This is a genomic window from Arthrobacter sp. A2-55, from assembly GCF_025548615.1.
GTDB lineage: Bacteria > Actinomycetota > Actinomycetes > Actinomycetales > Micrococcaceae > Specibacter > Specibacter silviterrae.
Map to the genome: position 1 here is coordinate 13,141 of NZ_JAJLOZ010000012.1, position 24,481 is coordinate 37,621.

Sequence of the window (24,481 nt, forward strand, 5' to 3'; positions counted from 1 at the left end):
CATGGACGGAGGTCAATATTTCCTCAGGAGCCAATTTCCGGCCCGCCTGCACCGATTTTGTGGAACCCCGCTGGGGTGACCACCCAGTCCACAGGCTGGTCCAGCGTGTCGTGGGGGAGTGAACCTGCTGCGAGCAGTTCATTTTCATAGACGACGCCGGCCCTCGCCACCGCGGATTCCGCGCCTTCGCTGCCGAGAGTGTGGGAGGGGGCGGCCCCGAGCGTGGCAAGAAACCTGTCGTAGTACCCGCCGCCCTGCCCCAGTCGCACCCCGGCGGTGTCCACTGCTAGTGCGGGCACCAGCACCCCGGCAACGGGCCCCAGGCGAGCAAAGGGAAGCCGTTCGCCCACGGGCTCCATGACGGGTGCAAGAAGGCTGCGGGCCATGGCCACCCCCGGTGTCCAGGCGGTCCAGGCCAGCTGGTGGCCTTCGACGCAAATCGGCACAAATACGCTGTGCCCCGCACTGTGCAAGGCGGCCAGCAGGGCGCCCGTGGGAGGCTCGTGGCCCATGGAGATGTACGCACAAATAGTGGACGTTCCCGCAGCCCCGGCCACCAGCCCCGCCCACTCCAGCCCCGCAGTGGCGAGGCCGGCGGCGGCGAGGCCGGCAGCGGCACTGTTGGGGCCGCCGTCGTCCATGGAACGGCGGGCGGCCCGCAGGCGGGACCGCCAGGCCGATTTTAGGGTGGAAGTCATGGTCAGGACCTCTGAAGTGGGCAGTGTTAAGACCAATGTAGCAACTGTGTTCCGCAAAGGGGGCCGTGCGTCGGATAGCCTAGGACCATGACTCTTGCTCGACGCGTACGTAAAGCCGTTATTCCTGCGGCCGGTTTGGGGACCCGATTCCTGCCGGCGACCAAAGCCATGCCGAAGGAAATGCTGCCGGTGGTGGACAAACCTGCCATCCAGTACGTGGTCCAGGAAGCTGTCAGCGCGGGCCTGACGGACGTGCTGATGATTACCGGGCGCAACAAGCGCGCCCTGGAAGACCATTTTGACCGGGTGCCCTCCACGGAGGCGCTGCTGGAGGCCAAGGGCGACGCCGGCAAGCTGGCCGCGATCCAGCACGCCACCGACCTGGGCGAGATCCACTATGTGCGCCAGGGTGATCCGAAGGGGCTGGGACACGCGGTGCTGCGCGCCCGCACCCATGTCGGGGACGAGCCCTTCGCCGTGCTGCTCGGCGATGACCTGATCGACGAACGCGACGAGCTGCTGACCACCATGATCGACGTCCAGGCGCGCACGGGCGGGTCGGTGATCGCGCTGATCGAGGTGCCGAAGGAGCAGATTTCCGCGTACGGCTGTGCAGACATGACCGTGGTGGAGGGCGAAAACTACGTCAAGATCAACCACCTGGTGGAGAAGCCGGCGGTGGAGGACGCGCCGTCGAACCTGGCCGTGATTGGCCGCTACGTGCTCCATCCGGCAGTCTTTGACGTGCTGGAGAACACGCCGCCGGGGCGCGGGGATGAAATCCAGCTCACCGACGCCCTGCAGACCCTCGCGGTCCGGGAAGGCGAGGGTGGCGGCGTGTACGGCGTGGTGTTCCGCGGCCGGCGGTATGACACGGGGGACAAGCTCAGCTACCTCAAGGCCGTGGTGACCCTGGCCTGCGAAAGCGAGGACCTCGGCCCCGGGCTGCGCGACTGGCTCGGTAAGTTCGCCGCCGACCTCAAGAAATAGCCCCCAAATGTGGGGCCAGGCCATTTGGCCGGTGACGCTGGAGTCCGGGGACCTGATCCTGCGCCCCATCCGGTTGCGCGACAAGGCCGAGTGGACCATGGTCCGTGCCCGCAACGCGGCCTGGCTGCAGCCCTGGGAAGCGAGCAACCCCACCGGACAGGGGGACCTGCCCACGTATGGCAGCATGGTCCGCGCCCTAACCGCGCAGGCCCGGGCCGCTTCGGCGCTGCCGTTTGTCATTGCCGAACGGGTGCCCGGGCAGTCCAGGCCGGTGATCGTGGGCCAGCTGACTGTCTCTTCCATCCTGTGGGGATCGGCCATGATGGCCACGCTGGGGTACTGGGTGGACCAGGACAGGGCGGGCCGCGGGATTGCGCCAACCGCCGTGGCCATGGCAACCGACCACTGCTTCCGCACATTGGGGCTGCACCGGATGGAGATCAACATCCGTCCGGAAAACGGCCCCAGCCTGCGGGTGGTGGAAAAGCTGGGATTCCGCGATGAGGGCCTGCGCCCGCGCTATTTGCACATCAACGGCGACTGGGCCGACCACCGCTGCTTTGCCCTGAACGCGGAGGAAGTGCCCGGCGGGATTCTCAACCGCTGGCTGGCAAGCCGCCACTAATTCTGCGGCCACCTTGCGACACACCGCCAGTAATGCCAGTTGGGACATATTTCCCCTCTAGGGTTGAAACGTGGAAGCGCCCACCCGGCGCACCCCCGATTTGGTGGTTGTCACGACTGCCATGCCGCAGCCGGCACGCCAGACCAGCAGTTGCAGGAGACGTCAATGGAACACAGTACTTCCGACGCCCACATTCCAGTGGAGCCGGAACAGTCATCCGTTATGCCCGCAGCACACTCGGCACCCTTCACCATCCGCTGGGACCGCATGGCCTTTGCCGTGGTGGGGGTATTTGCGCTGCTGATGGCAGGCATTTCCGGGGCATTGAACGTGTTCAACATGGGGTCCACGGCGCTGTCCTGGGCCGGCGTGGGAATCTTCGTGGCTGTCCTGGCCGGCTTGCGCGCCGTTGCCGTGCGAGACGCCAACAGGCGCCGCTTTGCGGCTGCAACCCAGCAAAGTTCGACGCCGGACGCCCCTTCCGCCGTTCCGTCCGGTGCCGCCGTGGTGCAGCGGGAGACGGTGCTCTTTGACAGGGTTGACGGGGCCGAGAAGGCGCCCGCGCAAAAGCCGCTGACGGCGGCGGAACTCCGCAACGCGGCATTGCGCGTGGCGGCCAAGGGCGCCGAGGATGCCAAGGTGGCCCACACGCAGACTTTGGCAGAGGGCGAGCTGGAAGCCGAGACGTGGGAGCCCGTGGAGGTTCCGAAGCCCGGATACGTGACGGCTGCCCGCGCGGCGCAGGCCACTGCCGGACCCCTGCAGCTTCCCGAAGCGCCCAAGTCCGCCGGCACCTCGATCAAGGCCGACCAGGCCGGCATCGGCGTGCCCGCTCCCGGAGACGTCCCCGTGGCCGTTGCAGGACCGGTTGAAGGGGCTCCGGAAGGGGCTGGGGAGGACGCTGGCACGGCTGCCGGCGGGCCCGCCGCAACTGCATTCGCGTCCGCTGCGAAGCCGGCGAAGGTTGCCCACGCCCTGACCAACCTGGACGTAGTCCTGCAGCGCCGCCGCGCATAACATTCCCCACGCGGCTGCATGCGCGTGCCGGCTATCCGGTGAGTATGAAGCGATGGCGGCTTAGCGCTGGTCTTAGTCGCCATCGCTGCGAACTCGAGGGGTAGGCGCCCGGGCCAAGTGCCGGCGTCGTGCCTGTTTCAGCGGCCGGGCACGTTGTCGCCTACTTTTCCTCCGGTTCCGGGGGTAGCCTCAAGCCATGGTGCTTATTGCTGTTGCGGGAGGGACCGGCACGGCCGGCCGGGCGGTTGTTGCCGAAGCTGTGGCCAGGGGACATGCGGTCCGCGCCATCAGCCGACATCTCCCTGATGCCGGTGATCCCCGGCGGGTCCCCGGCGCGTCCTATGTGACGGCCGACTTCCGGACCGGGAACGGCGTGGCGGCGGCCTTCGACGGCGCCCATGCGGTGGTTGAAACATTGGACGCGCGCACGGGTGCTGCGTTGAAGGCGCTTCCGGCTACGTCTGTTGCCGTGCTGGCGGCGGCCTCGCGTGCCGGCGTCGGGCGTGGCGTGCTGCTGACCATCGTCAACGCTGCCGAATGTTCCATGGGGTACTACCAGGTGCAGGCGTCGCGGGCGCGCAGTTATGCGTCAGCGGGGATGCCGACGTCGGTGGTGTACGCCACCCAGTTCCACGACTTGGTGGCGGGGGTGTTCTCGGCCGGCGCCAGGGTGGGGCTCATCCCCGCATTTCCGGGTGTTTCCTTCCAGCCGATTTCGACGGCGGATGTGGCGCGGGTGCTGGTGGATGAGGCTGTGGCGGGCCTAGACGGGGCGGGGCACCACTCTGTCCGCGCCGGGGGACCCTCGGTCTGGACCATGAAGGCGCTGGCGGAACAATGGAAGTCGGCCACGGGGAGGCGCGGGATAGTCACGTCCATGCCGCTCCCGGGGGCTTTCGGAACGTTCCTGCGGGCCGGGCGGAACCTGGTGCCGGAGGCCGCCGTCGGGCGTGAGGAGTTTGGCGACTGGCTGGCGGAGCGCAGCTAGCCCCGCTGCCCGGTGACTTACGGTTCCTTGGGTGCGAACAGCTCCAGTGCAATGTTGTCGGGGTCGCGGAATTCGAGGATGAAGCCGTTGCCGATGTCCTTGATGTCGCCATGGGGGATACCCTGTTCATCCAGGAGTGCGACGGCCGCGGTGAGTTCGGCGGGTCCTTGGAGGGCCAGGCTGAGGTGGTCCAGGCCGGTGCGGTTTTCGTCGAAGGTGTCTGTTGAAACCGGCCGCAGGCCCAGCAACGAGTGGCCGATGTTGTAGATGACGCCGCCGTAGAGGAAACCGTAGCGGCCCTGCTCCTCGGGTGCGGTGCCGGCAGGCATTTCAATGGCGACGGGCCAGTTGAAGAGGCCTTCGTAGAATGCCCGGGAGCGATCGATGTCGGTGACGGTGAGGCGGATGTGGTTGATGGATTTCGTCATAATGGGCATAATCGAATCCTCCCACTCGGGCGTACGGTTCGCCAGCGGGGCCGGATGGGACCAATTGCTGGGTCGGTTTGGCATCTGGCCGGTTCTGGGCATACGCTAGAAAAGCTGACGGCGTAACAGCCGTCACGGGGCTATGGCGCAGTTGGTAGCGCGCTTCGTTCGCATCGAAGAGGTCAGGAGTTCGAATCTCCTTAGCTCCACCCCGAAAGCCCCCTGACCTGCGGAAACGTTCGGTTGGGGGGCTTTGCTTTTGGCGAAAATGGCTCCAACCCAGCGTTTACCCAGCGTTTTGAACGCAAACTACTGTGAATCTTTGACTACTGTCATATTCGTCGAACAAAGTCTTTGGCGCATGGGAGGGCCCGGCCGGTAAGCCAACCTTCGGCTCCTAATCGTCGCCGAAGAGTCGCTTGCCTTGTATGGTCGGCCGGATTGACCGGTGCCTATTCCTCGCCGAATAGTTCCAGGGCATCTGTGACGTCGGGTGTTTCGGATGCCTTGGCGATGTAGTGCTTTTCCGTTATGCCCGGCCCGGAATGCCCAAGTTGGGCGGCCGCCTGTTTGGAGCTGTATTCACGGTCAATCAGCGTGGCGACGGATTTCCGGAAAACGTGCGGGGTGACCCATTCAAAGCCGGACCCCGAGCGCGCATCCCGCCATTGCCTGCGAAAATTGTGGGGACTGCGGACGGTGCCGGTGGAGGAGGGGAAAAGCATATCTTCGGGCCTGGGATGCTCCGATGCTTGTTTTCGGAGGAGTGTTTTCAGTGCAAATGGTGGGAGCTTGACTGTCCTGAAGCCGGCCTTGGTTTTCGGGTGGTCCTGGCGGTAGGTGCCGCGTCCTTTCTCCATGACCACGGTCCCTGAGATGGTGATGGTTGGGGGCTTCGCGTTGAGGTCGATGTCCTGCCAGCGGATTGCCAGGACTTCGCCGATGCGCGCACCCGTGGCCAGGAAGATGTCTAGTACGTCGATGAGGTCGGATGCCCGTGGGCGGCCTTGGTGGTCGGGGTCGTCCTGCCATTTGCGGACGATTGCTCTTAGCTTCTTGACCTCGATGGGCGACAGTGCCCTAACGTCTTTAGTGGCGAGCTTGATCGCGCCCACATCACGAATGGGATTGCTGCGGAGGGCATCCTGCCGAACGGCGAGCCCCAGAATGCCGGTCAGCACGATTTTGGCATGTCGGGCGGTTGTTGCATGATCGAGCGCAACATTCTTCAGGAAACGGTCCAGTCGGCCCGTTGTCATTTCGTTGAGACGAACGCCTGCCAAAGCGGGCGCAATGGCACGGTTGTAGGTGTCTTTGTATCCGTCGATCGTGCGCCGCCCTGCGCGACCGTTATTTTCGATTTCGTCGAACCATAGGGTACTGAGTTCGGACAGCCGCATGCTGGGAGTTATGTCGGAATCCACATGGGCTTGCCGGTCCTTCAACATGTTTACGAGCGAGCGTTCGGCGCCGGCTCCGGTTTTTCCCCAAGCTTCCACTTGGCGCGTCACGCCGTCCGTATCCCTGTACCGGGCGAAGGCCCGCCACTGTCCTCCGGGTAGCTTTTGCCGGGCAATTCGTCCCCAGGAGCCAATGGGCAGAGGCGGTCGCGGAGTCATTATGCCTCCAAGTGCTCGGCGATCCAGGTCTCAAAGTCGCTTCGAATGACGCGCACATGCCTGCCGACTTTGTGGGCCCGGGGGCCTTGGTGGTTGACGCGCCACTGGTAGAAAGTCTGCTCCGGGATGTGCAGAATATTGCAAATGTCCCGTGGGGACAACCATTCCTCGGCGGTTGGGTCCTGGGAGTGATCGGGGACTGTATTGGCTAACATGCTTCCCCTCAGTGTTCTGGGGAACCGAAGGTGTGGCCGGCTTCAACGTGGGACTGCAGCCATTCATCGAAGTCGCGGCGATCAATGCGCAAGTGCCTGCCAAAGCGGTAGGCACGTGGTCCAATTCCCTTGACCCGCCACTGGTAGAACGTCTGCAGCGGAATCTGCAGTTCATGGCAGATGTCGGTTGGTGACAGCCATCGGTTAGTTTCGGAATCGATGCGGTTCTCTGGATCAGTGTAGATCGTCATCGGGGTGCCTTTCCTATGGGGCTGCCGACTGATTGACGGTGGCCAATTGTGTTCGTACCACTCTCATAGTTAGGGAAGCGGTGAACAATATGACTGAATACCAGTCAGGATGGAAGGCTGCTCAAAACTTAAGTCCAAGGAATTGGTACGCTCGTGCCATTTCCTGGAAAATCTCGGGGACGCCTGCAGCAAAGTGCGGATCAATGCGCCCGTGGGTGGGCACAATACGCCTTACGACGCCACGGTCAACAAGGAACGTGATCTCGCGGAGAGTGACCCTCTTGGACAGGCCCAGGGCGGAGGCGATGTGCGCCACCGAGCATGGACCCTCGGTCACCAGCATGTGTAGAATTCGACTCCGCGTGAGATTCATTAAGATTGAGGGTTCCATGGGTAACACTCCTGCGCCGCGCAGGCGGGTCAAATTGGACCCGTCCATTCTGAACAATTTACTCTCACCAGTCCATGGTGTAAACGGCCTTAAACAACATGACTAAATGCAAGTTGGCATGGCAAAGTGACTTGCGGTTCGCCAACTTGCGGAAGGGGAGCGACTTCTTGCGGTGCTGAAAGCCGGCGACAATACTGGAGGGAACGCGACGGAGCCGGGGAATCTGGATCCGTCCAAACTTGGATTGTGAGGAGCCGGGCATGACCGCTGGACCTAGTGGGACGCCGGAGCCGCTGTCGCCCCAGGTGGCCCTGGCCAGGCGCCTGAACCTGCTGTTGGACGCGGCGGCTGAAAAGCGCGGCGAGGCGGTCACTTTCCGTGAGGTCAAGGAAAAGCTTGCCGAGCACGGGGTCGGCATGTCCCGGGCCCGGTGGTTCTACATGAAGGATGGCACCGGTGCGCTGGTTCGGGACAAAAGGGTCCTGATCGCACTTTGCGAAATGTTCGACGTCGACCCGTCATTTCTGCTCGACATGGACTCAGATGAACTTCCCGAGAGCATCCAGGCCCGCCTCGATTTTGTGAAGGCATTGCGGGCCTCGCGGGTGCAGGCCTTTGCGGCACGCACGCTGGCGGATGTTTCCCCGGACACCCTGCATGCCATTACTGAGTTCTTGAACCGCGACATCGCCGCGCATGCTGATGTGCCTAACGCTCCGTCAAGTAGCGAAGATGGGCTTCCATAAGGGCCTTGATCCCTTCGGGGTTCGCTGAATACCGCGGCGCCCGGCCGTGCCGGCGTCCCGGTTCCACGTCCGCAGTCACGGCACCAGCGTCCTCCAGAAGTACCAGGTGCTTCGCTACGCTCGCCTCGCTGGCACCCACGTTGGCAACGATGTCGCCACGTGCGGAGGGTCCGTGTTCCAGCAGGTAGCGGATGATTTCAGTGCGCGCCAAGTTGCCGAAGGTGAACACGGCCACTTCGATTTCTTGGGGCCAATCCTTAGCTACTGGACGCGTTATTCGAGGCATGCCATCATTCTGCCTCATAGTTATCAACAAGGTAAGATTGATCCCTTGACAATATATCTTTGATGCTCGCAAACTAGTCTTACGACACTTAGAGCAGGGTTGCGAATAATCATTGATCGAGCCCGGCCTGCTAATTCCGGTTCCGGCCGGAACGATTCTGCCGCCATCCCGGTGGCCCCAGGACCGCCAGCACGACATCCGCCACGGGCGCCGCGCATACTATCCAATCAACGCGCGAAGCGGTGAACATGATGGGTCCACGGACCAGAGAAGAAGTTGAAGCATTTGCAAGGGGGACGCTTGACAGGTCCCTGACCCGGCCTCCGGTGCCTGACATTCCCATTGACCAGCTGATGCGGGCCGTCGAGGGGGTTCGCGCCTACGTCGGCTCCCACTTGTCACGTTACGGCCTGTTCCAGGACCTGGACGATGTCCTGCAGGACATCCGGGTCGCGGCATGGGAAGGAACCGTGCGGGGGAGCTATCAGGCCATTCCCGACGTGAAATTTGATGCCTGGGTGCAGGGGATTGCCTGCAACCTGTGTGCCGACCACCTCCGGAGGAGCATTGCCAAGTCGACAGTTCCCTTCGTCGACTACCCCGAGCACGGAGTCCACGACGTTGCAGACCTGGGACTGGCGCGCCGCCCGGATCCGGTATCAGAGCAGGCCACCGGCGGTGTTTGGGCCGCCGACATCCTGCGCATCGTCAAAGCACACGTGTCCGACAGTATTTGGGACCTGGCCATGGAAAACGTGTTGCGCCCGTCGCGGTATGGAGATCCGGACAACGTTCGCGTCGCTGACAGCAAGCACTGGCATGCCCTAACCGTGGTTCGCCAGACGGCCGTGGCCGTGAAGAACGCCATGGACGTCGATCCCAGGACGGTGGAGGATCTGCCATCACTCCGGGAAGCGTCCCTCGAGTCGCTGCCGACGCCTCTCCTCCAACTCATTGCCAAGCGGGTCGTCGTGCCGGGCTTCAAGGGCAGGGAGCGTAAGGCGGCAGCCGCCGCCGTCGGCCAGGAGTCGGGCGTCAGTGCGAGGTATGTCGAAGTCCAGATTGGCCTGGTTCGCGGCATGATTCACGCAGTGGAAGAAGTCCTGCGCTCCGGTACCGGCATCGAGGGTCCCGTCATCCAAAACAGGGCCAAGCGCCCGCGCGCCGCCGAGGCGAAGGGCCTGGGCCACCCGATGGCGAGCCATAGTCATGTTCCAGAAGTCGCTGCATCATAGGGGTTCAGCCGGCCGGGTCCGACGGTGGGTACTGCTGTTCATCGCTGCGGCGGCCATCGCCGGAATCGCCGCGGTGCTGTCGATCAGGACACCCAACGCAGCGACCGGGACCACAGCCCCGGCGCCGCCGAGCTTGGCACGGGCGACGCCTCCGCCTGCCTCGGCGGCTGCCACCCAACGTCCGACGGCGGCCAGCATGCCTCCGGACGCGGCACCAGTCCCAGCGGGGGAACCATCCACGCTGAACTTCCGCCAGCTGGCCGCGGCAGCGGCCCGCGCCGTCTACACCTGGGACACGCGCACCGCCACCTATTCCCAGACCTACGGACGGCTGCGCGGCTGGTGGCACGTGCTCCCGGACGGATCGAATCCCCTGACAGTCTTCGCCACGCAGTTCGAGGCCACCGGGACCAACGCCGCGGCCTACGCATCCCTGACCGGTTCACAGGGCTACCGCACCGCCCGCCTTCTGAACGCCTCCTGTGACAGTCAGCTGGCCCAATACGTCCAACACCCGCCACCCTGGGCCGGGATGCACGTGTGCACCGAGACCCTGGCCGTGACCGAGCACGCCACCTCCGGCACCAACAACTACACCGCACCCGTCAGCGTCGTCGTCAACTGCCCGCCGGCAGCGACCGCGCCTGCCAACCGTTGTGACGTGGTGGCTTTCTATGCCGCGGCCGACCGGATCGTGTACTGATGCCCGCCCCGGCACTCCTCTTGGGCGCGGTCAAGAAGCGCGCAATACTTAAGCTCGCTGGAACGGCTCTGAGCGCCTTGGTGCTGTGCTGCGTCATGGCTTTTTGCGGGTCCATGGCCCTGATGGCCGTTGCAGCCAAAGGCTCGACGGCGGCGTGTTCTGTTGCTGCCGGCGGACCAGGGACGGCGATGACCATTACCGTGCCCCGTGGCATGTCCGTCGGACTGAACGCTGCCCAGGTGGCCGTGGCCAGGTCCTACATCGCCGTCGGCCGGGCCCGCTTAGTGCCCGAGGACGGCATCGTCATCGCTCTGATGATGGCGCTGCAAGAATCCGACCTGCAAATGCTGGCCAACCCTTCCGTGCCTGAGTCCCTGAACTATCCCCACGACGGCGTCGGCAGCGACCACGATTCCATCGGCAGCGCCCAGCAACGCCCGTCCGCCGGCTGGGGGAGTGTCGCCCAGCTCATGCAGCCCGACTACAACGCCGAGGCGTTCTATGGCGGACCGCAAGGGCCCAACCACGGCTCCCCACCAGGATTGCTGGACGTCCCCGGTTGGCAACAGATGGACAAGGGTGCAGCAGCCCAGGCCGTGCAGGGATCGGCATTCCCGGAACGGTACGCCCAATGGCAGCCGGCGGCCGAGCAAATTCTCAGGGCGCTGGCCACCTCCACAGGTCCGGCTGCGTGCAGCACGACCCAGCAAAGGCCCGGCCAGCCGACGCTTCCCGCCAACCTGAGCCAGCTCAGGCGCACCATCCTCGCCTACGCCCAGCAAGGAGTTGGCGGCGCCTACGTCTGGGGAGGCACTGCCTACAAGGCCTGGGACTGCTCCGGCTACGTGCAATGGGTTTTCGGCCAGGCAGGCATCACACTCCCGCGGACGGAACAGTGGACCGCCGGGACGCGGACAACTAACCCACAGCCGGGCGACCTCGTCGTCCAGAACCCCGACGGACCTAACCACTGGGGCCACATCGGCATCTACGCCGGCAACGGCATGATGTACAGCGCCCTCAACCCGGACGTCGGGACGCTTTTGCACCCGGTTGCGTGGAACTCGGGCTCGGCGTACTTTCGTGTTTCGATGTAGTGGGAGGGGAGATTAATTCCTGCCAGTTCACACCCGTAGGATCGAGGGGACAATGAACTGCCTACCACTCCGGAAGTCGGATTTTCCAGGGATGTTTCGGTGGCAATCCGACTCGATCAAGCTGAGCGAGTTCGCGGTAATGCCTAGGAAGTAGGACTTCGGCTTCGTATGCAGACCTTTCAAGAAGGTCCCAACGGTTTTCGTACCTTTCCCAAACCTTCATGTAGACCCGCGATCTATCGACAGGTGCATTTCTTTTGCCGGGTTGGGCGGTGGGATCCGTAAGCCAATCCATGTGTGCGATCCACGCTGCCGCAGCAACATGGTCACGCGGAACGACAAATGATCTGGGAGGGAGCGCCAGATCCTGCGGCAAGGCGACAAAAACAAACCACTCGTGATCATTGACGGCAGGTGTTTGAGCCTTCGACGTTACTGGCCAACTTGTCCGGTGTGAAGCTCCAGAGGCCGCCTTGACCTGCACCGCGATCATCCGGCTGGTCTCGTCGGCTTTGACGGCGAGGATGTCTGTGCGCTCCAGACCGTCACGAGTCAGCGCCACGCCCCAATTAAGGCGGCTAAGCATGGTGCATACCCAGTGCTCGCCGGAAGATTTTGTCATCTTGGTGTCGACCATTTCTCAATGCTATGTCGAATCCATTTTTTGAGGTTTGCTCTAAATTTCCTGCGGTTAGCAACTGTCGGAATCTGAAACAACTTGGTCATGTAGTTTCATCGCCCATCCACCATGAAGCAAGTGAACATACTGTCCACGCACGTGGACAGACACCGAATGGAGTTCACGATGTTGTACATGGCAGCGGTGGATCCGGGGATCACCCCGAACACCAACTTTCCGTTTCTCGAGTCGCTCAAGCAGATCGGCGGCGGCATCCTGGTCGGCGCATTCATTGTGATCGCCATCGTGGCGATCATCGGCGCCGCCATGCTTCTGGCCGGCAAGCTGAGCCAGTCCTCGCGGCTGGCTTCGGGCGGCGGCATGATCCTGCTCTGGACCGGGCCCGTGGCCGCGATCCTGGGCGGCATCAACGGCTACATCCTGTGGTCGCAGAACGCGTTCAACCTCGGTTTCTAGGTTGCGGCCATGCTACCGATGGTCAAATGCGGTGCCGACGGCTGGTGGCCGCCCGGCTGCGGAATCGTGTCGCAGGCCAATGACGACTTCGCCTCGTCCGTCACGGCCTACATCGCCGGCATCCTGGAGAGCATGGCTTCGTGGATGTGGTCGTTCATTTCCGGGGCGTTCGGCGTCTCCAACATCGACACCTCCGAATGGGCCATTGTCAGCGGCTTGACTAACTGGTGGATCGTCGTCATGATGACCCCCCTGGTCGTCGTCATGATCGTGCAGCTAATCGCCGGACTGGTCAGCCAGCAGCCCCGCCGCATCGGACGGGCCCTGCTCGGCGGTGCCCTGGCTGTTCCGCTGGTGTTCGTGGCCACGGGCCTCATGGGCAAGCTCTCCAGCTTCACCGACTCGGCATCGACGGCGTTGCTGCAGACACTCGGCACGGACCCCTACGTCGTGTTCATGCGGCTCTTCGGCTTCCAACGTGCACCCCTCGGCTCCGGCCGGACCTGGGACGTGGTCTCGCTCAGCACCGGAACGGCAGCCGGCCCGGTCGGCGGCGTGGTCGTAACCGCCATCGCAGTCCTGGTCGTATGGATCCTGTCCTTCATCCTCATGTGCTCCATGATTTTCCGCTCCTTCGCCTTGATCGTCCTCGCCGCGGTGGCCCCGGTGGCACTCATGCTGCTGCCGTGGGAGCGCACCAAATCGTGGACCCGGCTCTGGTGTGAAACGGTCGTCGCCCTCCTGATTGCCAAACCGCTGGCCGCCACCGTGCTGGCAGTGGCCGTGAAGCTGTTCGCCAATTCGGCGTCGTTCAGCGGGCTCGCGTCCGGCGCCGTCGGCATGGTCCTCGCCTGCGGCGCTCCCTTGATGGCCCTCAGGCTCGTCAGCTTCGCCGGCGGCGAGATTGCCGGGGCCGCACAGATGGCGGGCGGGGGCCACGTCGCCAGCCGGGCAGGCTCCTTCACCGGCCGCCAACTTGGCCGCCAGTTCGGCGGGAAGTTGCACATGTCCGGGGTGGGTTCACATGGGCCAACCCCGGTTGCATCGACACACGCGACCAGCCACCTGCCGCCCAAGGAGGGCTGGACAAGGATTCCCAACCAGTCAGGTTCGACAGGCCCGACGACGTCGGGTGGCTCGTCTGCGGGCACGGCGCCGAAGCAGGCACCGAAGCCGGCAGCGTGGCCCATGCCAGGTCCCGCGCCCAAGGATGAATCCCCGTCGGGGCAAGGGACCGGGCACGCAGAAGCGCCGCAACCTGCGCAGGCAAAAAGTCCCACTACGTCCCGTTACCCGGGCCGGCCAAGAACGACGGCGGCCAGCCCGCCACCGCCTTCACCGGCACCGACGGTGAAACCGCCGGACGTACCAGGACGGCACGCAACACCGCCGCCGAACCTTCCGCCGCGAACGAATCCGAAGACCGAGCCAAGAATTGGAGATGGCAGCCATGACTGAAAACACCCGCACACTGCAAGCGGTCCGCTTCCCGCGCTACGAGCGCCACGGCTTGTTCATGGGCTTGCAGTGGTACCAGCTCACGCTCATCGCAGCCGGCACGCTGGTCGCCGTCGTCGCTTCAGCCACGGGCGGGCCGCCGGCATTCTTCCTGACGGCACCACTCTGGCTGGCTGTCATCCTGTTCGGCGTTCTCCACTACGCCCGCATTCCGTACCCCGTGTGGGCCTACACGGCTTCCTTGTTCTTCCTCCGCAGCGTCCTCAATGAAACCCGTTACCTGGCACGGCCTGAGCAGGCGCGAAAGACAGGGACCATGGAACTTCCCGGCGGCCTGGGCAGCCTGGAACTGCGCCGCACATCAAAGGGGGAGGCCTTCATGGTGGACCACACTGGCCACGAGACCATCGTCGCCCTGCGGTGCACCACTAATTCGTTCGCCCTCATGGATGGGGATGACAAGGCGTACGCGGTCCAGGCCTGGTCGCGGGTGCAGGCGGCCATGGCCCGCCGCCCGGCCGTTGCCCGGATCGCCATCCAGGACTACACCGTGCCGTACCCGTCGAGCGCCCTGCGCGCCTACTACGAGCGGGCGGTCCCGCCGGAACGCATCGCGGACGCACAGTGGGGAGACCAGTCCTACCTGGACCTGATCGAGGCCGCGGGGTCCTCAATGAGCCATGAGATCATCATGGCGATCGTCCTGGACACCGCGAAGGGCCGCCGCCGGATCAAGGACGCCGGCGGAGGCATGGCAGGCCTGGAGTCAGTGCTCCGCTCGGAAGTCGAATCGTTCACCACCGGGTTGAAGACGCACGGCGTCCTGGTGACGGAGTGGCTCTCCGACGCCGCCGTGACCGCCGTCGTGCGGGGTTCCTTTGACCCGGAAGCGGTGCCCAAGTGGGCCTCGGCCACGGGCAAGGAACTGCCGAAAGTGTCGGCCGGCCCCATGGCCGCCGAGGAACACTGGTCCTACCTGCGCACGGATTCCGGCTTCCACCAAACGTTTTGGGTGGCGGAGTGGCCGCGCCAGCAGGTCTTCCCCGGCTTCCTGCATCCGCTGATCTACGTGGGCGACTTCCGGCACACCGTCACCCAGGTCATCCGCGCCGTACCCACGGACCAGGCCCTGCGGGACATCCGCTCCGCCCAGGAGGCCCACGACACGCGGCGCCGCATCAACGCCCGCCTGGACCGCCCCCTGACCCGTGAACAGCGCGCCGAGGAGGAGGAAGTCGCCCAGCGCGAGGAGGAAATTGTCGCCGGTCATGGCGATGTGCGCCCCGCCGCCTATGTAACCATCACCGCGGACACCCTGGACGGGCTGTCCCGGTGCCGGCAGGAACTCGAATCCGCTGCCGCGGGCGCGTTCGTCGAGCTCCGGCTGATGGCAGGACAGCAGTGGCCGGCCTTCATCGCCGGGGCACTGCCGCTGGGAAGGGGATTGAAATGAGCAAGCACGTGGGAACCGTGGGCTTCGCACCCGCCGGGGAGACCCATGGCCAGCGGCAGGCACGACGGCGGCGCGAACGTTCCCTGGCCGCCTCACCCAAGCTGTCCCTGCGAGAGCTCCGGGCCCGGCGGGCAGCCGACAAAGGCGAGGCCGGTACGGCAGGTGACTGGGGCGACCGGGCAGGAGCGACGATGTGGGGCCCGCACCGGGCCCAGCCGGCACCCCACCGGGCCTCGACCCTGACCATGGCCGCCGCCTATCCGTTCCTCACAGAATCCGGCCTCGGGCCCGACGGCACCTACATCGGCACGGACCTGTTCGGCTCCGGCGCGTTCTGCTACGACCCCTGGGTCATGTACGACAAGGGCTTCATCAGCGGCCCCTCCATCGTCGTCATCGGCACCGTCGGCACCGGCAAGTCCATGTGCGGCAAGTCCCTCGTCACCCGCTCCATCACCCTCGGCCGCAAAGCTGCGGTCGCCTCCGACCCCAAGGGGGAGTGGGTGCCCGTCGCCAACGCCATCCCCGGCGGGAAAGTCATCTCCGTCGGCCCGGGCCGTATGGCCAGGGTCAACCCGCTCGACGCCGGCCCGCGCTCCAGCGCCCTCACCGACGCCCAATGGCAGGCCGTGGTCCGCCAGCGCCGCCGCCATCTTCTCGTCGCATTGGTTTCGCTGATGCGCCCCGGCGTCCCGCTGACCCCGGTGGAGCACACCGCCCTCGACATGGCCCTCTCCGACGCCGTGGCGGCCAACACCACCCCCACCCTGCCCATGGTCCTGGAGTACCTGCTCAACCCGACGCCGGCGACAGCCGCGCTCGTCGGCCCCAACGGGGGCACCGGTGTCGGGCATTCCCTGCGGCGGACCGTCTCCGGCGACCTGGAGGGCATGTTTGATGCACCCTCCACGGTCGCGTTCGACGCGGACGCCCCGATCATGGTCCTGGACACCTCCGCCCTGATCGGTGCCTCGGAACAGGCGCTGTCCCTGGCCACGGTGTGCGGTGCCACGTGGCTGGAGGCGGCCGTGACCAACCCCGGCGGCGCCAAGCGACTCGTCGTCTATGACGAGGGCTGGCGCATGCTTGCGGACCCGTACATGCTCGCCAAAATGAGCGAGCAATGGCGCCTGGCCCGCAGCTACGGCATCGCGAACCTGCTCATCATGCACAAAATCGCCGACCTCAACGAGATCGGCGACAGTACCAGCGGCCTGCGGCAAAAAGCCCTCGGCCTGCTCACCGAGGCCGACACCCGGGTCATCTACCGGCAAAAACACGACGCCATGCGCCTGACCAAGGAAGCCCTCGGCCTCACCGAAGCCGAATGCGAACACGTGGAAAACCTGCCCAAGGGCGTGGGCCTCTGGAAGGTCGGAAACCGCTCCTTCATCGTCGCCAACCAGGTCACCACCGACGAACTCGCCGTTTTCGGCACCGATGAAAGGATGCTCTGATGCCACGCCGCCTCGACGACGGCAACCCGCTGGTCTCCATCGGGCTCGCCGCCACCGCCGGCTACGTAGTCCTCGACCTCCTCGTGGAGGCCGCCGCCCACCTCGCCTACGCTTCCCACTGCGGCACCAACGCCCCCTGGGACTTCAACCCCACTGCACCGCTACTACTCCTATCGGGGCGGATGCAGTGGGCCCAACCAGGCGGGGGAGCCTGCAGCATCGGGGCCGGGCAGGTGTGGCTCATCATCGCACCCGCCCTCGCATTCATGGCCTTGGCAGCGATTGCAGGCACCCTCGCCTGGCACTCCTGGCGACAGTCCGGTGCCTGGCTGCGGCAGGACATTCTCAAGCGCGACGGCGTGGCCCGGCGTGCGGAGATCGCCCGGGAGTTCGGTGCCCGTGCCGCGCTCAAACGGGGCAGGTACACCCGCCCCGGGGCGAAGGACCCCAAGGTGGAGGAGGTGTCCTGGACCATCGGCAAGTCCCGCGGCGTCACCGTCCACGTCTCCACCGAAGAATCCCTCGTCATCCAGGGCGCGCCCCGCTCCGGCAAGGGCCTCTACGTCATCATCAACGCCATCCTTGACGCGCCCGGCGCCGTCGTCACCACCTCCACCCGCGCCGACAACCTCGTCGTCACCATGAAGGCCCGCGCCACCAACGGCCGCCCCGTCACCGTGTTCGACCCGCAAGGCATGTCCGGCCTGCCCTCCACACTGCGCTGGTCACCCGTTCGCGGCTGTCAGGACCCCGACGTTGCAACGCGGCGTGCCCTGGTCATCTCGGCCGACGCGGCCCTCAAGGGGGAGAACGCCGCCTGGCAGAAACGCTCCCAGATCGTCCTCCAATGCCTGCTCCACGCCGCAGCCTTGGAAGGGGAGGGCGTGGCATCCTTCCGGCGTTGGGCCTCAAACCCTGTGCTGGCGCGGGAGGCCCTGGACATCCTGGGCCGCCCCGAGGCCGCCCTGGGCTGGCAGGCGGACCTGATGGGCATCCTCCACGACGACCCCCGCAACACCTCCAACTCCTGGATCGGCGTGACAGCCGCCGTCGCTCCCCTGTCATCTCCCAAGGTCCTGGCAGCATTGAACCCCCTGGGCGCCGGCGAACAGTTTGACCCCAAGGCCTTCATCGAGCAACGCGGCACCCTGTACCTGATCGGCACCAAGAGCGGCGCGTCCGCCGCCGGGCCCTACCTGTCCGCGCTGATCGACGACATCGACAACGCCGCCCGTGAAATGGCCTTCGTAGCTCCCGGCGGCAGGCTGGATCCGCCCCTCTCGCTGATCCTTGATGAGATAGCCAATCTCTCACCGTGGCCGGGCCTGCCGGTGGTGCTCTCCGACGGCGGCGGCATCGGCATCTCCACCATCGTGGTCCTGCAGTCTCTCTCCCAGGCCCGGTCGGGCTGGTCCATGGACGAGGCCGCCACCATCTGGGACGCCGCCATCATCAAGGTCATCTTCGGCGGCGGCTCCGACGAACGCGACCTCCGCGCCCTGGCCGGCCTGATCGGGGAACGGACCCTGACCTTCAACACCCGTTCCTGGTCCGCCCAAGGCAGGCAGGACGGTGAGCAAATTCGCGAGTCGCCCGTGATCCCGCTCCACGAAATCCGCCGGCTCCCAGCCGGGACGGCCATCATGCTCGGACGCCGCAGCCGCCCCATCCTGCTGGACCTGCGCGAATGGCACAAACGCAAGGACGCAGCCCAGCTCGGGCGGTCCAAGGAACAAACCGAGCTCGAACTGCTCACCGGACACCTCAAACGACAACACGACCAACAAGCGGCCATCACCGCAGACAACCAGGAGGCATGACCATGGACGACGAAGATGAATCCTTTGAATACGACGTCGCAAACGGCGCGGAAGACAACTTCGCCGAGCTGCTCTTCGGCTCCACGAAGGGACTGCGCTCGGAACGGGTGCCCATGACGTATCGCTGGCGGGACATGGATCCCCGCACGGCCAGCCACGTCTGGGACCACCTGGGCAAGTGGGTCCAATGGCTGGTGGCAACCTACCACCTGACAAGTTCCGTGGTCCCGGACTGCTGGTGGCGGCACTCGGAGATCGTCGCCGAGCTCTACGCACTCCAGCGGGCCGAGCAGGCGTCCTACACCGAGGACGACGGCGGCTTCGGCCCCTTGGGTTTCCACGAACGGCTCGAACACTGCATCGCCCGGCTGCGGGAGGAAACCAGGACAGCCGGCTGCGTCAGCCTGCAACACCACCGGGAACCGCCACAGCGCAGGCTGCCCAGCGACGGACCCGGAGGAACAACGCCACTCTTTGGCGGATCCGGGACCGGGCTGCCAACGCCGAACGATCCAGGCAAGGAAGGCGGCCAGGCGTCGGGCAGTTCCGATTCCTGACCCCAGCGGAGGAACAACGTCATGGACCCCAACCCAAAGCCCCAACCACGCCGACTCGTCGCCGTTGACTCCGCAGCGGCAGCGCCACCGGCATCGCACCCTGGCCCCGAGCAACGCGTCGCCGAACTCACCGAGGGACTCTATGCCCTGCTGGCCGACGCCGTCGACGATCCGCGACAGTGGCACCGGCTTCTCGACGCCTCTGCCACGATGTGGCGGTACTCCGGTGGCAATGTGGCACTGCTGATGATGCAAATGGCCCAACGAGGACCGGTGCAGCCAACCCTTGTTGCCGGCTACAAGGAATGGGAACGCCACGGCCGCTACGTCCTCAAGGGCGAACACGCCTTGTTCGTCATCGCGCCACGGACGGCCCGGATAGCGGAGACGGACGTGGCTGCCAGCGACCTTCGAGACCGACTGTTGGCCGAGCCAGGCGACGGCAAGAACAGGTCACGGATCGTTGGCTGGCGTGGACAGGCCGTATTCGACGTATCCCAGACTGAAGGCGAGCCATTGCTCGTTCCCACATCCCGACCTGACGAGCTGCCACTGGATCCCCGAGCTCGCGAACAACTATGGGAATCACTGACGGCCGTGGTGAAACAGGCACGTTACAACCTCGTGGTTTCCGACTCACAGGCCGGGCTCGCGGACGGGTTCACCGACCACGCGCGCCGGCTGATCAGCGTAGGGTCCTGGCTGAACCTGGACGACCGCGTCGCCACCCTGGCCCACGAGCTCGCCCACGCCTCACTCCACGTCCCCGGCGACGCCATCGGCGCACTCTACGGCAGCAGCGCCGAACACCGTGGCCTCGCGGAAATCGAGGCAGAGTCTGTCGCCTACGTGGTCCTGCGGGCCCACTGCATCGACCGCGGACCCCAATCGGCAGCCTACCTCGCCAACTGGGCCGATGCAGTGCTGGAAGCTGAAGCTGACTCGATTCTGCGCTGTTCCAAGGAACGCAAACCAATGTCCAGGGTGGACATCGCCAAGTCCACGCTCGGCAGAGTGACGTCCGTGGCCAAGACAATCTTGGAGACGACAAACCCGCCTGGATTAGGCGGGAGGTTGGGAACCACAGGTCCATCGCCCTTTCATGCCCGAACGGCGGACGCACTCATGGTTCACGATGGATGGAGACTCCACGAAGCCAATTTCGATGTCCGGGGTCCGTCCGCTGCGGGGTGACGGAAGTGCACTTGGTGCGAAAGGTAGATATTTCCGTAGCTTATGGCCATCGTTGATTTGGGTCCGCCGCCGGGCGACATGGACTGGTCTATCGCCTCCAATGTCGTGCGCTACCGATCAGCGACTTTATTGGCGTTCCGGGATGTCTCGTAACTAACGATGGATACCGCTGTTCAACTAAAAAGTTTCGAGACATAGTTGTGAGAATTACCGGTCGGGACGAAAGTGCACAACGCCGCGATCATCGGGACTTTGCCCCCGCCTTGGCCGCTTGGTCGGTGAGACGTCTCGTATCCCTAGGGATGCGAGACAACCACGACCTCCATTGGTTTGGGAGTGATCGGATAGCATGACTCTTAGTCAAACTAGGGGGACCAATGAAGCTTTTTCCAGGCGGATCAGAATGGCGCAAGTGGGACTTGCATGTCCACTTGCCCTCACCGCGAATGTCCAACAGCTTTCAGGAGAAGGATGGCGGGATCGATTGGTCACGCTTCTGCTCCATCATTGAAGAATCCGACGTCGATGCTTTCGGACTAACCGATTACTTCAACCTCGATGTGTTCTTCACTTTCCGGACAGAATTTGAGAGTAGGTACCCAAATTCGCATAAAGCATTTTTCCCCGTTGTCGAGCTACGCCTCAATGAAGCAGTCAACAAGTCACGGGATGATGTTAACTTTCACATCCTATTCCGGCCTGATGAGACTCAAGACCGAATCAATTTATTCCTCGGCTCTTTAAAAACGGAACTGACTGACGAAAAAGACAGGCGTCTCACATGCCTCGACTTGAAAACCAAACGCCTACTCGAAAGTGCGTCAGTAACTAGACAAGCGATTGAGCAGGCATACGTTGCTGCCTTCGGAAAGTTGACCCAGACTGATCACATCTTGACGATTGTTCCTTCAAACAATGATGGAATCCGGGCCGATAACGCCAACCAGCGGAAACTGGGCCTAGCAGACCAAATCGACAAGGCAGCCGACCTGATCTTCGGCAACGCCTCAAATTCCAAATGGTTCTTAAATAAAGAGCGCTTTGAAGCTGGAGCAGGTCCTTCCCGCCCCAAACCTGTTGTGACTGGGAGCGATGCACATAACTTTGACGATTTACTTGCGTGGTTAGGCCGCACGGTTCCTGCGCCGAACGAGAAGTGCATAACCTGGATCAAAGCCGATCTGACATACGAGGGACTGCAGCAGATCCTGGTGGAGCCGGCAGATCGAGTCTCTATCGGTGAATCAAAACCCGACTTCAAAGAGCCTTATCGATACATCGAGAAAATCGTATTCGACCACCCAGACTTTCCTTCCGAAATCATCTTCAATCCCAATCTCACGTCAATCATCGGCAGCCGCTCTTCAGGGAAGTCGGCTCTCTTGGCGTACGTTGCCCATGCAGTCAATGCAGACCACACACTTGAACAGCAGCAAGCTGTAGCAGCCAAATCCAAAGTGTCTGATCTGGGCCCTGCGGCGGGTCATACCTGGGCCTCAGTGGAGCACGTCAAACGGAACATCGTGTGGGGAAATCCAGAGGCCACCAGGGGTCAGGTGATCTACGTGCCACAGAATTCACTTTTCGAAATTAGCAATCGAAAAACCGAAATAACGGATAAAATCAGACCGGCACTTTTTCGCGCCTACCCTGAACTCGAAAAGCAGTTCAAACGATTTCAGGGCGAACGTGAGGCAATCAGAATCCTAATGGGAACCTCCATCAGCGACTGGTTCTCTCACACTGCAGCCATGCGCGCTCGGGCCAAGGACCTAGCTCAGCTTGGCGATAAATCGGCGATCCAAGCGGCCGAGCAAAGTATTAAAGATGAGATCGGCGAGTTGCGGAAAGCAAGTTCCCTCACTGACGCGGAAAACGCAATCTACACCGAGGTAAAAACAGAACTAGCTGAAGCCGAAGAGGTTGTTCAGCAGCTCGACTCGGAACTCGAGGGACTTCGTGTATTCATAAATATTTCTGAAACACTAGAGGTGACGGCATCCGAGCAGGTCAGCGTTTCTATTGAAACCTCCCCTGCAGTGCAAGAGCTTGGGCATGATCTCGGCGTGGCCATAGAGACACTCGTGCAAGGTGCAAACGACCAATTGAAGGCTGATCTAGGCAGCCTGATCGTAGAGCAGTACAAAAAACTCACAGCGAAACGAAGAGGCCTCATCGAGAGAAGAGCTGCCTTAGCGGAGGAGCATGAACCCCTAATTGCAAGAATTGGAGAGCTCGCGGCGACATCTGATCTGGAAGATCGCCTTGCAGCCCACCAACTCACGCTGTCGAAAATAGAGACGCAAGAGACACTGATGGCGTCAGACCAGAAATCTGCGGACAAAAGTGTGCGAGAGATAACAGACTCGCTTGCTACAAGGGATGATCTTCATAAACGCCTCATCAGGTCCTTTCAACAAGAAATCCGGGTGTTGGACTCCATGGAATTTGGTCTAGCGATCGGTAATGCGCCAGAACAACTTGATTGGCTGGCGCAGGGCTTTAATAAACAGGCCGTAAGCGACTATCTAAGCCCTGACCGGCAGAGGGTCGAACTTGACCGGATCAAATCGGAACCGTTGAAATTTATCCAGTCGCTTGAGTCCGGTACGCAAAAAATTAGGCAAGGAGAGGAAAGCCAAGCCCTTGCAACTCGTGTCCTGACTGCGGCTCCCGAAGTGCGACTTACCGCGACACTCGATGGTGACCAAGTGGGAGGCTTCGAGACGACTACAATGACGCCAGGTAAACAGGCACTGTTTGCCTTAACACTTATTCTCAGTGAATCCGACGAGCCATGGCCACTGCTACTAGATCAACCCGAAGATGATCTCGATAGTCGGTCGATCTACGAAGTAATCGTGCCCTACTTGATCGCACGAAAGGGCGAACGGCAGATAATCATGGTCAGTCACAACGCCAACCTAGTGGTGGGTGCCGATTCAGAGTCGATCGTCATCGCAAACCGACATGGGCTTGACCGAAAGAATCGCGCCGACCGACTTTTCGATTATAAATCAGGTTCTTTGGAACATAGTGAACCGCCGAGAGCGAAGTCTTTTATCCTTGAAAGTCGAGGCATAAGCGAACACGCCTGCGAAATTCTTGACGGAGGTACGGATGCCTTCGAAAAGAGAAAGAACAAATACAACATCAAATGGGCATAGCTAACAAATGCTGTGAAACAAGTCAGAACCTGTCGATGGTCCCATTGCAATGAGACACCTGCAAGTGACTCATGCTCTAAGTAAAACGACTAACGGTATGAACTGCGATAAGTACAGGGCGGGAAGGAAGTGTTTTGATAGCTGATGATGCACTGGGGCCTGAGGCGCGCGCCATTCGCGATTATGTCAACATGGAGTCATCTGACGACGACCAAGCGACCCTTGTTCAGAAGGTACGTTCTCATCGAGTACTGGGCAGGGTCCACGATGTGTTTGATGTGCACTGTACTCAAACCAGATGGTGGGTCATTACGGAACCACGGAATCTTTATCTCCAAGCAGATTTTCCTGATTCCGAACAAGCTCTGATTTTCCACATCGGCCTCGGAGCTTTCCTAGCCGAACGGACGCGCACGGAAATAGAAAAGGAACAGGAAGAACATGTTTCGGCTTCGTGGAGACGGTTCCGTGATGCTCTGGAAACAATGAACGATGCCTCCGAGGCAGAAGACTTTCAATCCGTAGGGATTAAATGCCGGGACTCATTGATTGCCTTGGCGAGGACTCATCAGTCCGCACCCTGGTTGGGCGAAATCCTGGATCCTCCAAAGGCAGCTGATTTCAAGGGCTGGGCAAACATCTTCGCAGATTGTCTGACTGACGGCCGTTTGAGGAGATATCTCAAGGCAATGGTGGACAAGACTTGGGACCTTACAGTCTGGTTACAGCATTACTCGAACGCGACCGCGATCGACGCCGACCTAGTATTGGAAGCAACTTCTCACCTCATCCTGACTTTTGGGAAGTTGGTTCACCGACAAGAAGTTGGTGAACCTGAGCGCTGCCCGCGCTGTGACTCCTATCGGTTGCATAATGAGATCCGACACAACGCTGAGAGAGACGACTATCAGGAGTCAAACGTTTGCGCTGGCTGCGGCTGGAGATCGGAGTGGACGCACATTCCTGAATTGAGGGACGGCAATTGACACG

Annotated in this window: 25 protein-coding genes and 1 tRNA gene; 18 read left to right on the top strand and 8 right to left on the bottom strand. The window is 62.7% G+C overall.

All coding sequences use genetic code 11. From position 1 onward, the window contains the following. Positions 1 to 23 precede the first annotated feature (23 nt). Positions 24 to 698: a 5-formyltetrahydrofolate cyclo-ligase gene (locus LPN03_RS05315; protein ID WP_165183555.1), complete on the bottom strand. Its 675-nt coding sequence runs from the start codon at positions 696 to 698 to the stop codon at positions 24 to 26. An 87-nt stretch (positions 699 to 785) separates the two neighbouring features. Between LPN03_RS05315 and galU the strand changes: the two genes are divergently transcribed. The 4 genes from galU (at position 786) to LPN03_RS05335 (ending at position 4,318) form a co-directional block, all read left to right on the top strand. Then, complete coding sequence (gene galU / locus LPN03_RS05320) at positions 786 to 1,688, top strand: UTP--glucose-1-phosphate uridylyltransferase GalU (RefSeq protein ID WP_165183556.1); 903 nt, start codon at positions 786 to 788, stop codon at positions 1,686 to 1,688. Between the two features lie 7 nt (positions 1,689 to 1,695). Next, positions 1,696 to 2,313, top strand: a complete 618-nt coding sequence (locus LPN03_RS05325) for a GNAT family N-acetyltransferase (RefSeq protein WP_165183557.1) — start codon at positions 1,696 to 1,698, stop codon at positions 2,311 to 2,313. 165 nt (positions 2,314 to 2,478) lie between these two features. Then, entirely contained in the window at positions 2,479 to 3,330 is an 852-nt protein-coding gene (locus tag LPN03_RS05330; protein WP_165183558.1) for a hypothetical protein, read from the top strand. 196 nt (positions 3,331 to 3,526) lie between these two features. After that, positions 3,527 to 4,318, top strand: coding sequence for an SDR family oxidoreductase (locus LPN03_RS05335; protein ID WP_262453402.1), 792 nt, complete (start codon positions 3,527 to 3,529; stop codon positions 4,316 to 4,318). A 17-nt stretch (positions 4,319 to 4,335) separates the two neighbouring features. On the opposite strand, the gene LPN03_RS05340 is transcribed toward LPN03_RS05335, so the two are convergent. Then, positions 4,336 to 4,755, bottom strand: coding sequence for a VOC family protein (locus LPN03_RS05340; protein ID WP_262453403.1), 420 nt, complete (start codon positions 4,753 to 4,755; stop codon positions 4,336 to 4,338). 127 nt (positions 4,756 to 4,882) lie between these two features. Between LPN03_RS05340 and LPN03_RS05345 the strand changes: the two genes are divergently transcribed. After that, positions 4,883 to 4,955, top strand: a tRNA-Ala gene (locus LPN03_RS05345). Between the two features lie 243 nt (positions 4,956 to 5,198). Here the strand turns inward: LPN03_RS05345 and LPN03_RS05350 are convergent. The 4 genes from LPN03_RS05350 to LPN03_RS05365 all read right to left on the bottom strand — a co-directional run bounded on the left by LPN03_RS05350 (position 5,199) and on the right by LPN03_RS05365 (position 7,270). Next, positions 5,199 to 6,257, bottom strand: coding sequence for a tyrosine-type recombinase/integrase (locus LPN03_RS05350; RefSeq protein WP_262453404.1), 1,059 nt, complete (start codon positions 6,255 to 6,257; stop codon positions 5,199 to 5,201). A gap of 107 nt (positions 6,258 to 6,364) precedes the next feature. Next, positions 6,365 to 6,580 (bottom strand): helix-turn-helix domain-containing protein, encoded by a 216-nt coding sequence (locus LPN03_RS05355; RefSeq protein ID WP_262453405.1) that lies wholly within the window; start codon positions 6,578 to 6,580, stop codon positions 6,365 to 6,367. An 8-nt stretch (positions 6,581 to 6,588) separates the two neighbouring features. Further along, positions 6,589 to 6,831, bottom strand: a complete 243-nt coding sequence (locus LPN03_RS05360; RefSeq protein ID WP_176616495.1) for a helix-turn-helix domain-containing protein — start codon at positions 6,829 to 6,831, stop codon at positions 6,589 to 6,591. 121 nt (positions 6,832 to 6,952) lie between these two features. Further along, on the bottom strand, positions 6,953 to 7,270 hold the full coding sequence (locus LPN03_RS05365) for a MarR family transcriptional regulator (protein ID WP_410468564.1): 318 nt from the start codon (positions 7,268 to 7,270) through the stop codon (positions 6,953 to 6,955). Between the two features lie 212 nt (positions 7,271 to 7,482). Between LPN03_RS05365 and LPN03_RS05370 the strand changes: the two genes are divergently transcribed. Beyond that, positions 7,483 to 7,968 (top strand): hypothetical protein, encoded by a 486-nt coding sequence (locus LPN03_RS05370; protein WP_262453407.1) that lies wholly within the window; start codon positions 7,483 to 7,485, stop codon positions 7,966 to 7,968. On the opposite strand, the gene LPN03_RS05375 is transcribed toward LPN03_RS05370, so the two are convergent. Further along, complete coding sequence (locus tag LPN03_RS05375; RefSeq protein WP_262453408.1) at positions 7,931 to 8,203, bottom strand: ArsR/SmtB family transcription factor; 273 nt, start codon at positions 8,201 to 8,203, stop codon at positions 7,931 to 7,933. The genes LPN03_RS05370 and LPN03_RS05375 overlap by 38 nt on opposite strands. A 377-nt stretch (positions 8,204 to 8,580) precedes the next feature. Here LPN03_RS05375 and LPN03_RS05380 point away from each other — a divergent pair, with 377 nt between their 5' ends. The 3 genes from LPN03_RS05380 (at position 8,581) to LPN03_RS05390 (ending at position 11,289) form a co-directional block, all read left to right on the top strand. After that, complete coding sequence (locus tag LPN03_RS05380; protein WP_262453409.1) at positions 8,581 to 9,489, top strand: sigma factor; 909 nt, start codon at positions 8,581 to 8,583, stop codon at positions 9,487 to 9,489. Positions 9,490 to 9,685: 196 nt separating this feature from the next. After that, the gene (locus LPN03_RS05385) at positions 9,686 to 10,192 is read left to right on the top strand and encodes a hypothetical protein (protein ID WP_262453410.1); all 507 of its coding nucleotides are present in this window, start codon (positions 9,686 to 9,688) and stop codon (positions 10,190 to 10,192) included. Continuing rightward, positions 10,192 to 11,289, top strand: coding sequence for a C40 family peptidase (locus LPN03_RS05390; protein ID WP_262453411.1), 1,098 nt, complete (start codon positions 10,192 to 10,194; stop codon positions 11,287 to 11,289). The genes LPN03_RS05385 and LPN03_RS05390 overlap by 1 nt, the downstream gene beginning before the upstream one ends. A 61-nt stretch (positions 11,290 to 11,350) precedes the next feature. On the opposite strand, the gene LPN03_RS05395 is transcribed toward LPN03_RS05390, so the two are convergent. Next, positions 11,351 to 11,926 carry a hypothetical protein gene (locus tag LPN03_RS05395; protein WP_262453412.1) on the bottom strand — a complete coding sequence of 192 codons (576 nt, stop codon included), beginning with the start codon at positions 11,924 to 11,926 and terminating at the stop codon, positions 11,351 to 11,353. A 168-nt stretch (positions 11,927 to 12,094) separates the two neighbouring features. On the opposite strand from LPN03_RS05395, the gene LPN03_RS05400 reads away from it, so the two are divergent. The 9 genes from LPN03_RS05400 (at position 12,095) to LPN03_RS05440 (ending at position 24,477) form a co-directional block, all read left to right on the top strand. Beyond that, positions 12,095 to 12,385 carry a hypothetical protein gene (locus LPN03_RS05400; RefSeq protein WP_129545596.1) on the top strand — a complete coding sequence of 97 codons (291 nt, stop codon included), beginning with the start codon at positions 12,095 to 12,097 and terminating at the stop codon, positions 12,383 to 12,385. A 9-nt stretch (positions 12,386 to 12,394) separates the two neighbouring features. Further along, positions 12,395 to 13,843 (top strand): type IV secretion system protein, encoded by a 1,449-nt coding sequence (locus LPN03_RS05405; protein WP_262453413.1) that lies wholly within the window; start codon positions 12,395 to 12,397, stop codon positions 13,841 to 13,843. After that, complete coding sequence (locus LPN03_RS05410; RefSeq protein WP_262453414.1) at positions 13,836 to 15,296, top strand: SCO6880 family protein; 1,461 nt, start codon at positions 13,836 to 13,838, stop codon at positions 15,294 to 15,296. The genes LPN03_RS05405 and LPN03_RS05410 overlap by 8 nt, the downstream gene beginning before the upstream one ends. Further along, a complete protein-coding gene (locus LPN03_RS05415) occupies positions 15,293 to 16,753 on the top strand; it encodes an ATP-binding protein (RefSeq protein WP_262453415.1) in 1,461 nt (486 codons plus the stop codon). The genes LPN03_RS05410 and LPN03_RS05415 overlap by 4 nt, the downstream gene beginning before the upstream one ends. After that, positions 16,753 to 18,573, top strand: coding sequence for a type IV secretory system conjugative DNA transfer family protein (locus LPN03_RS05420; protein WP_262453416.1), 1,821 nt, complete (start codon positions 16,753 to 16,755; stop codon positions 18,571 to 18,573). Before LPN03_RS05415 ends, LPN03_RS05420 begins: the two co-directional genes overlap by 1 nt. 2 nt (positions 18,574 to 18,575) lie before the next feature. After that, positions 18,576 to 19,130 (top strand): hypothetical protein, encoded by a 555-nt coding sequence (locus LPN03_RS05425; RefSeq protein ID WP_262453417.1) that lies wholly within the window; start codon positions 18,576 to 18,578, stop codon positions 19,128 to 19,130. A 21-nt stretch (positions 19,131 to 19,151) separates the two neighbouring features. Next, complete coding sequence (locus LPN03_RS05430; protein WP_262453418.1) at positions 19,152 to 20,324, top strand: ArdC-like ssDNA-binding domain-containing protein; 1,173 nt, start codon at positions 19,152 to 19,154, stop codon at positions 20,322 to 20,324. A 377-nt stretch (positions 20,325 to 20,701) separates the two neighbouring features. Further along, a complete protein-coding gene (locus LPN03_RS05435; RefSeq protein WP_410468565.1) occupies positions 20,702 to 23,491 on the top strand; it encodes a TrlF family AAA-like ATPase in 2,790 nt (929 codons plus the stop codon). A gap of 134 nt (positions 23,492 to 23,625) precedes the next feature. After that, entirely contained in the window at positions 23,626 to 24,477 is an 852-nt protein-coding gene (locus tag LPN03_RS05440; RefSeq protein WP_262453420.1) for a hypothetical protein, read from the top strand. Positions 24,478 to 24,481: the final 4 nt, after the last annotated feature.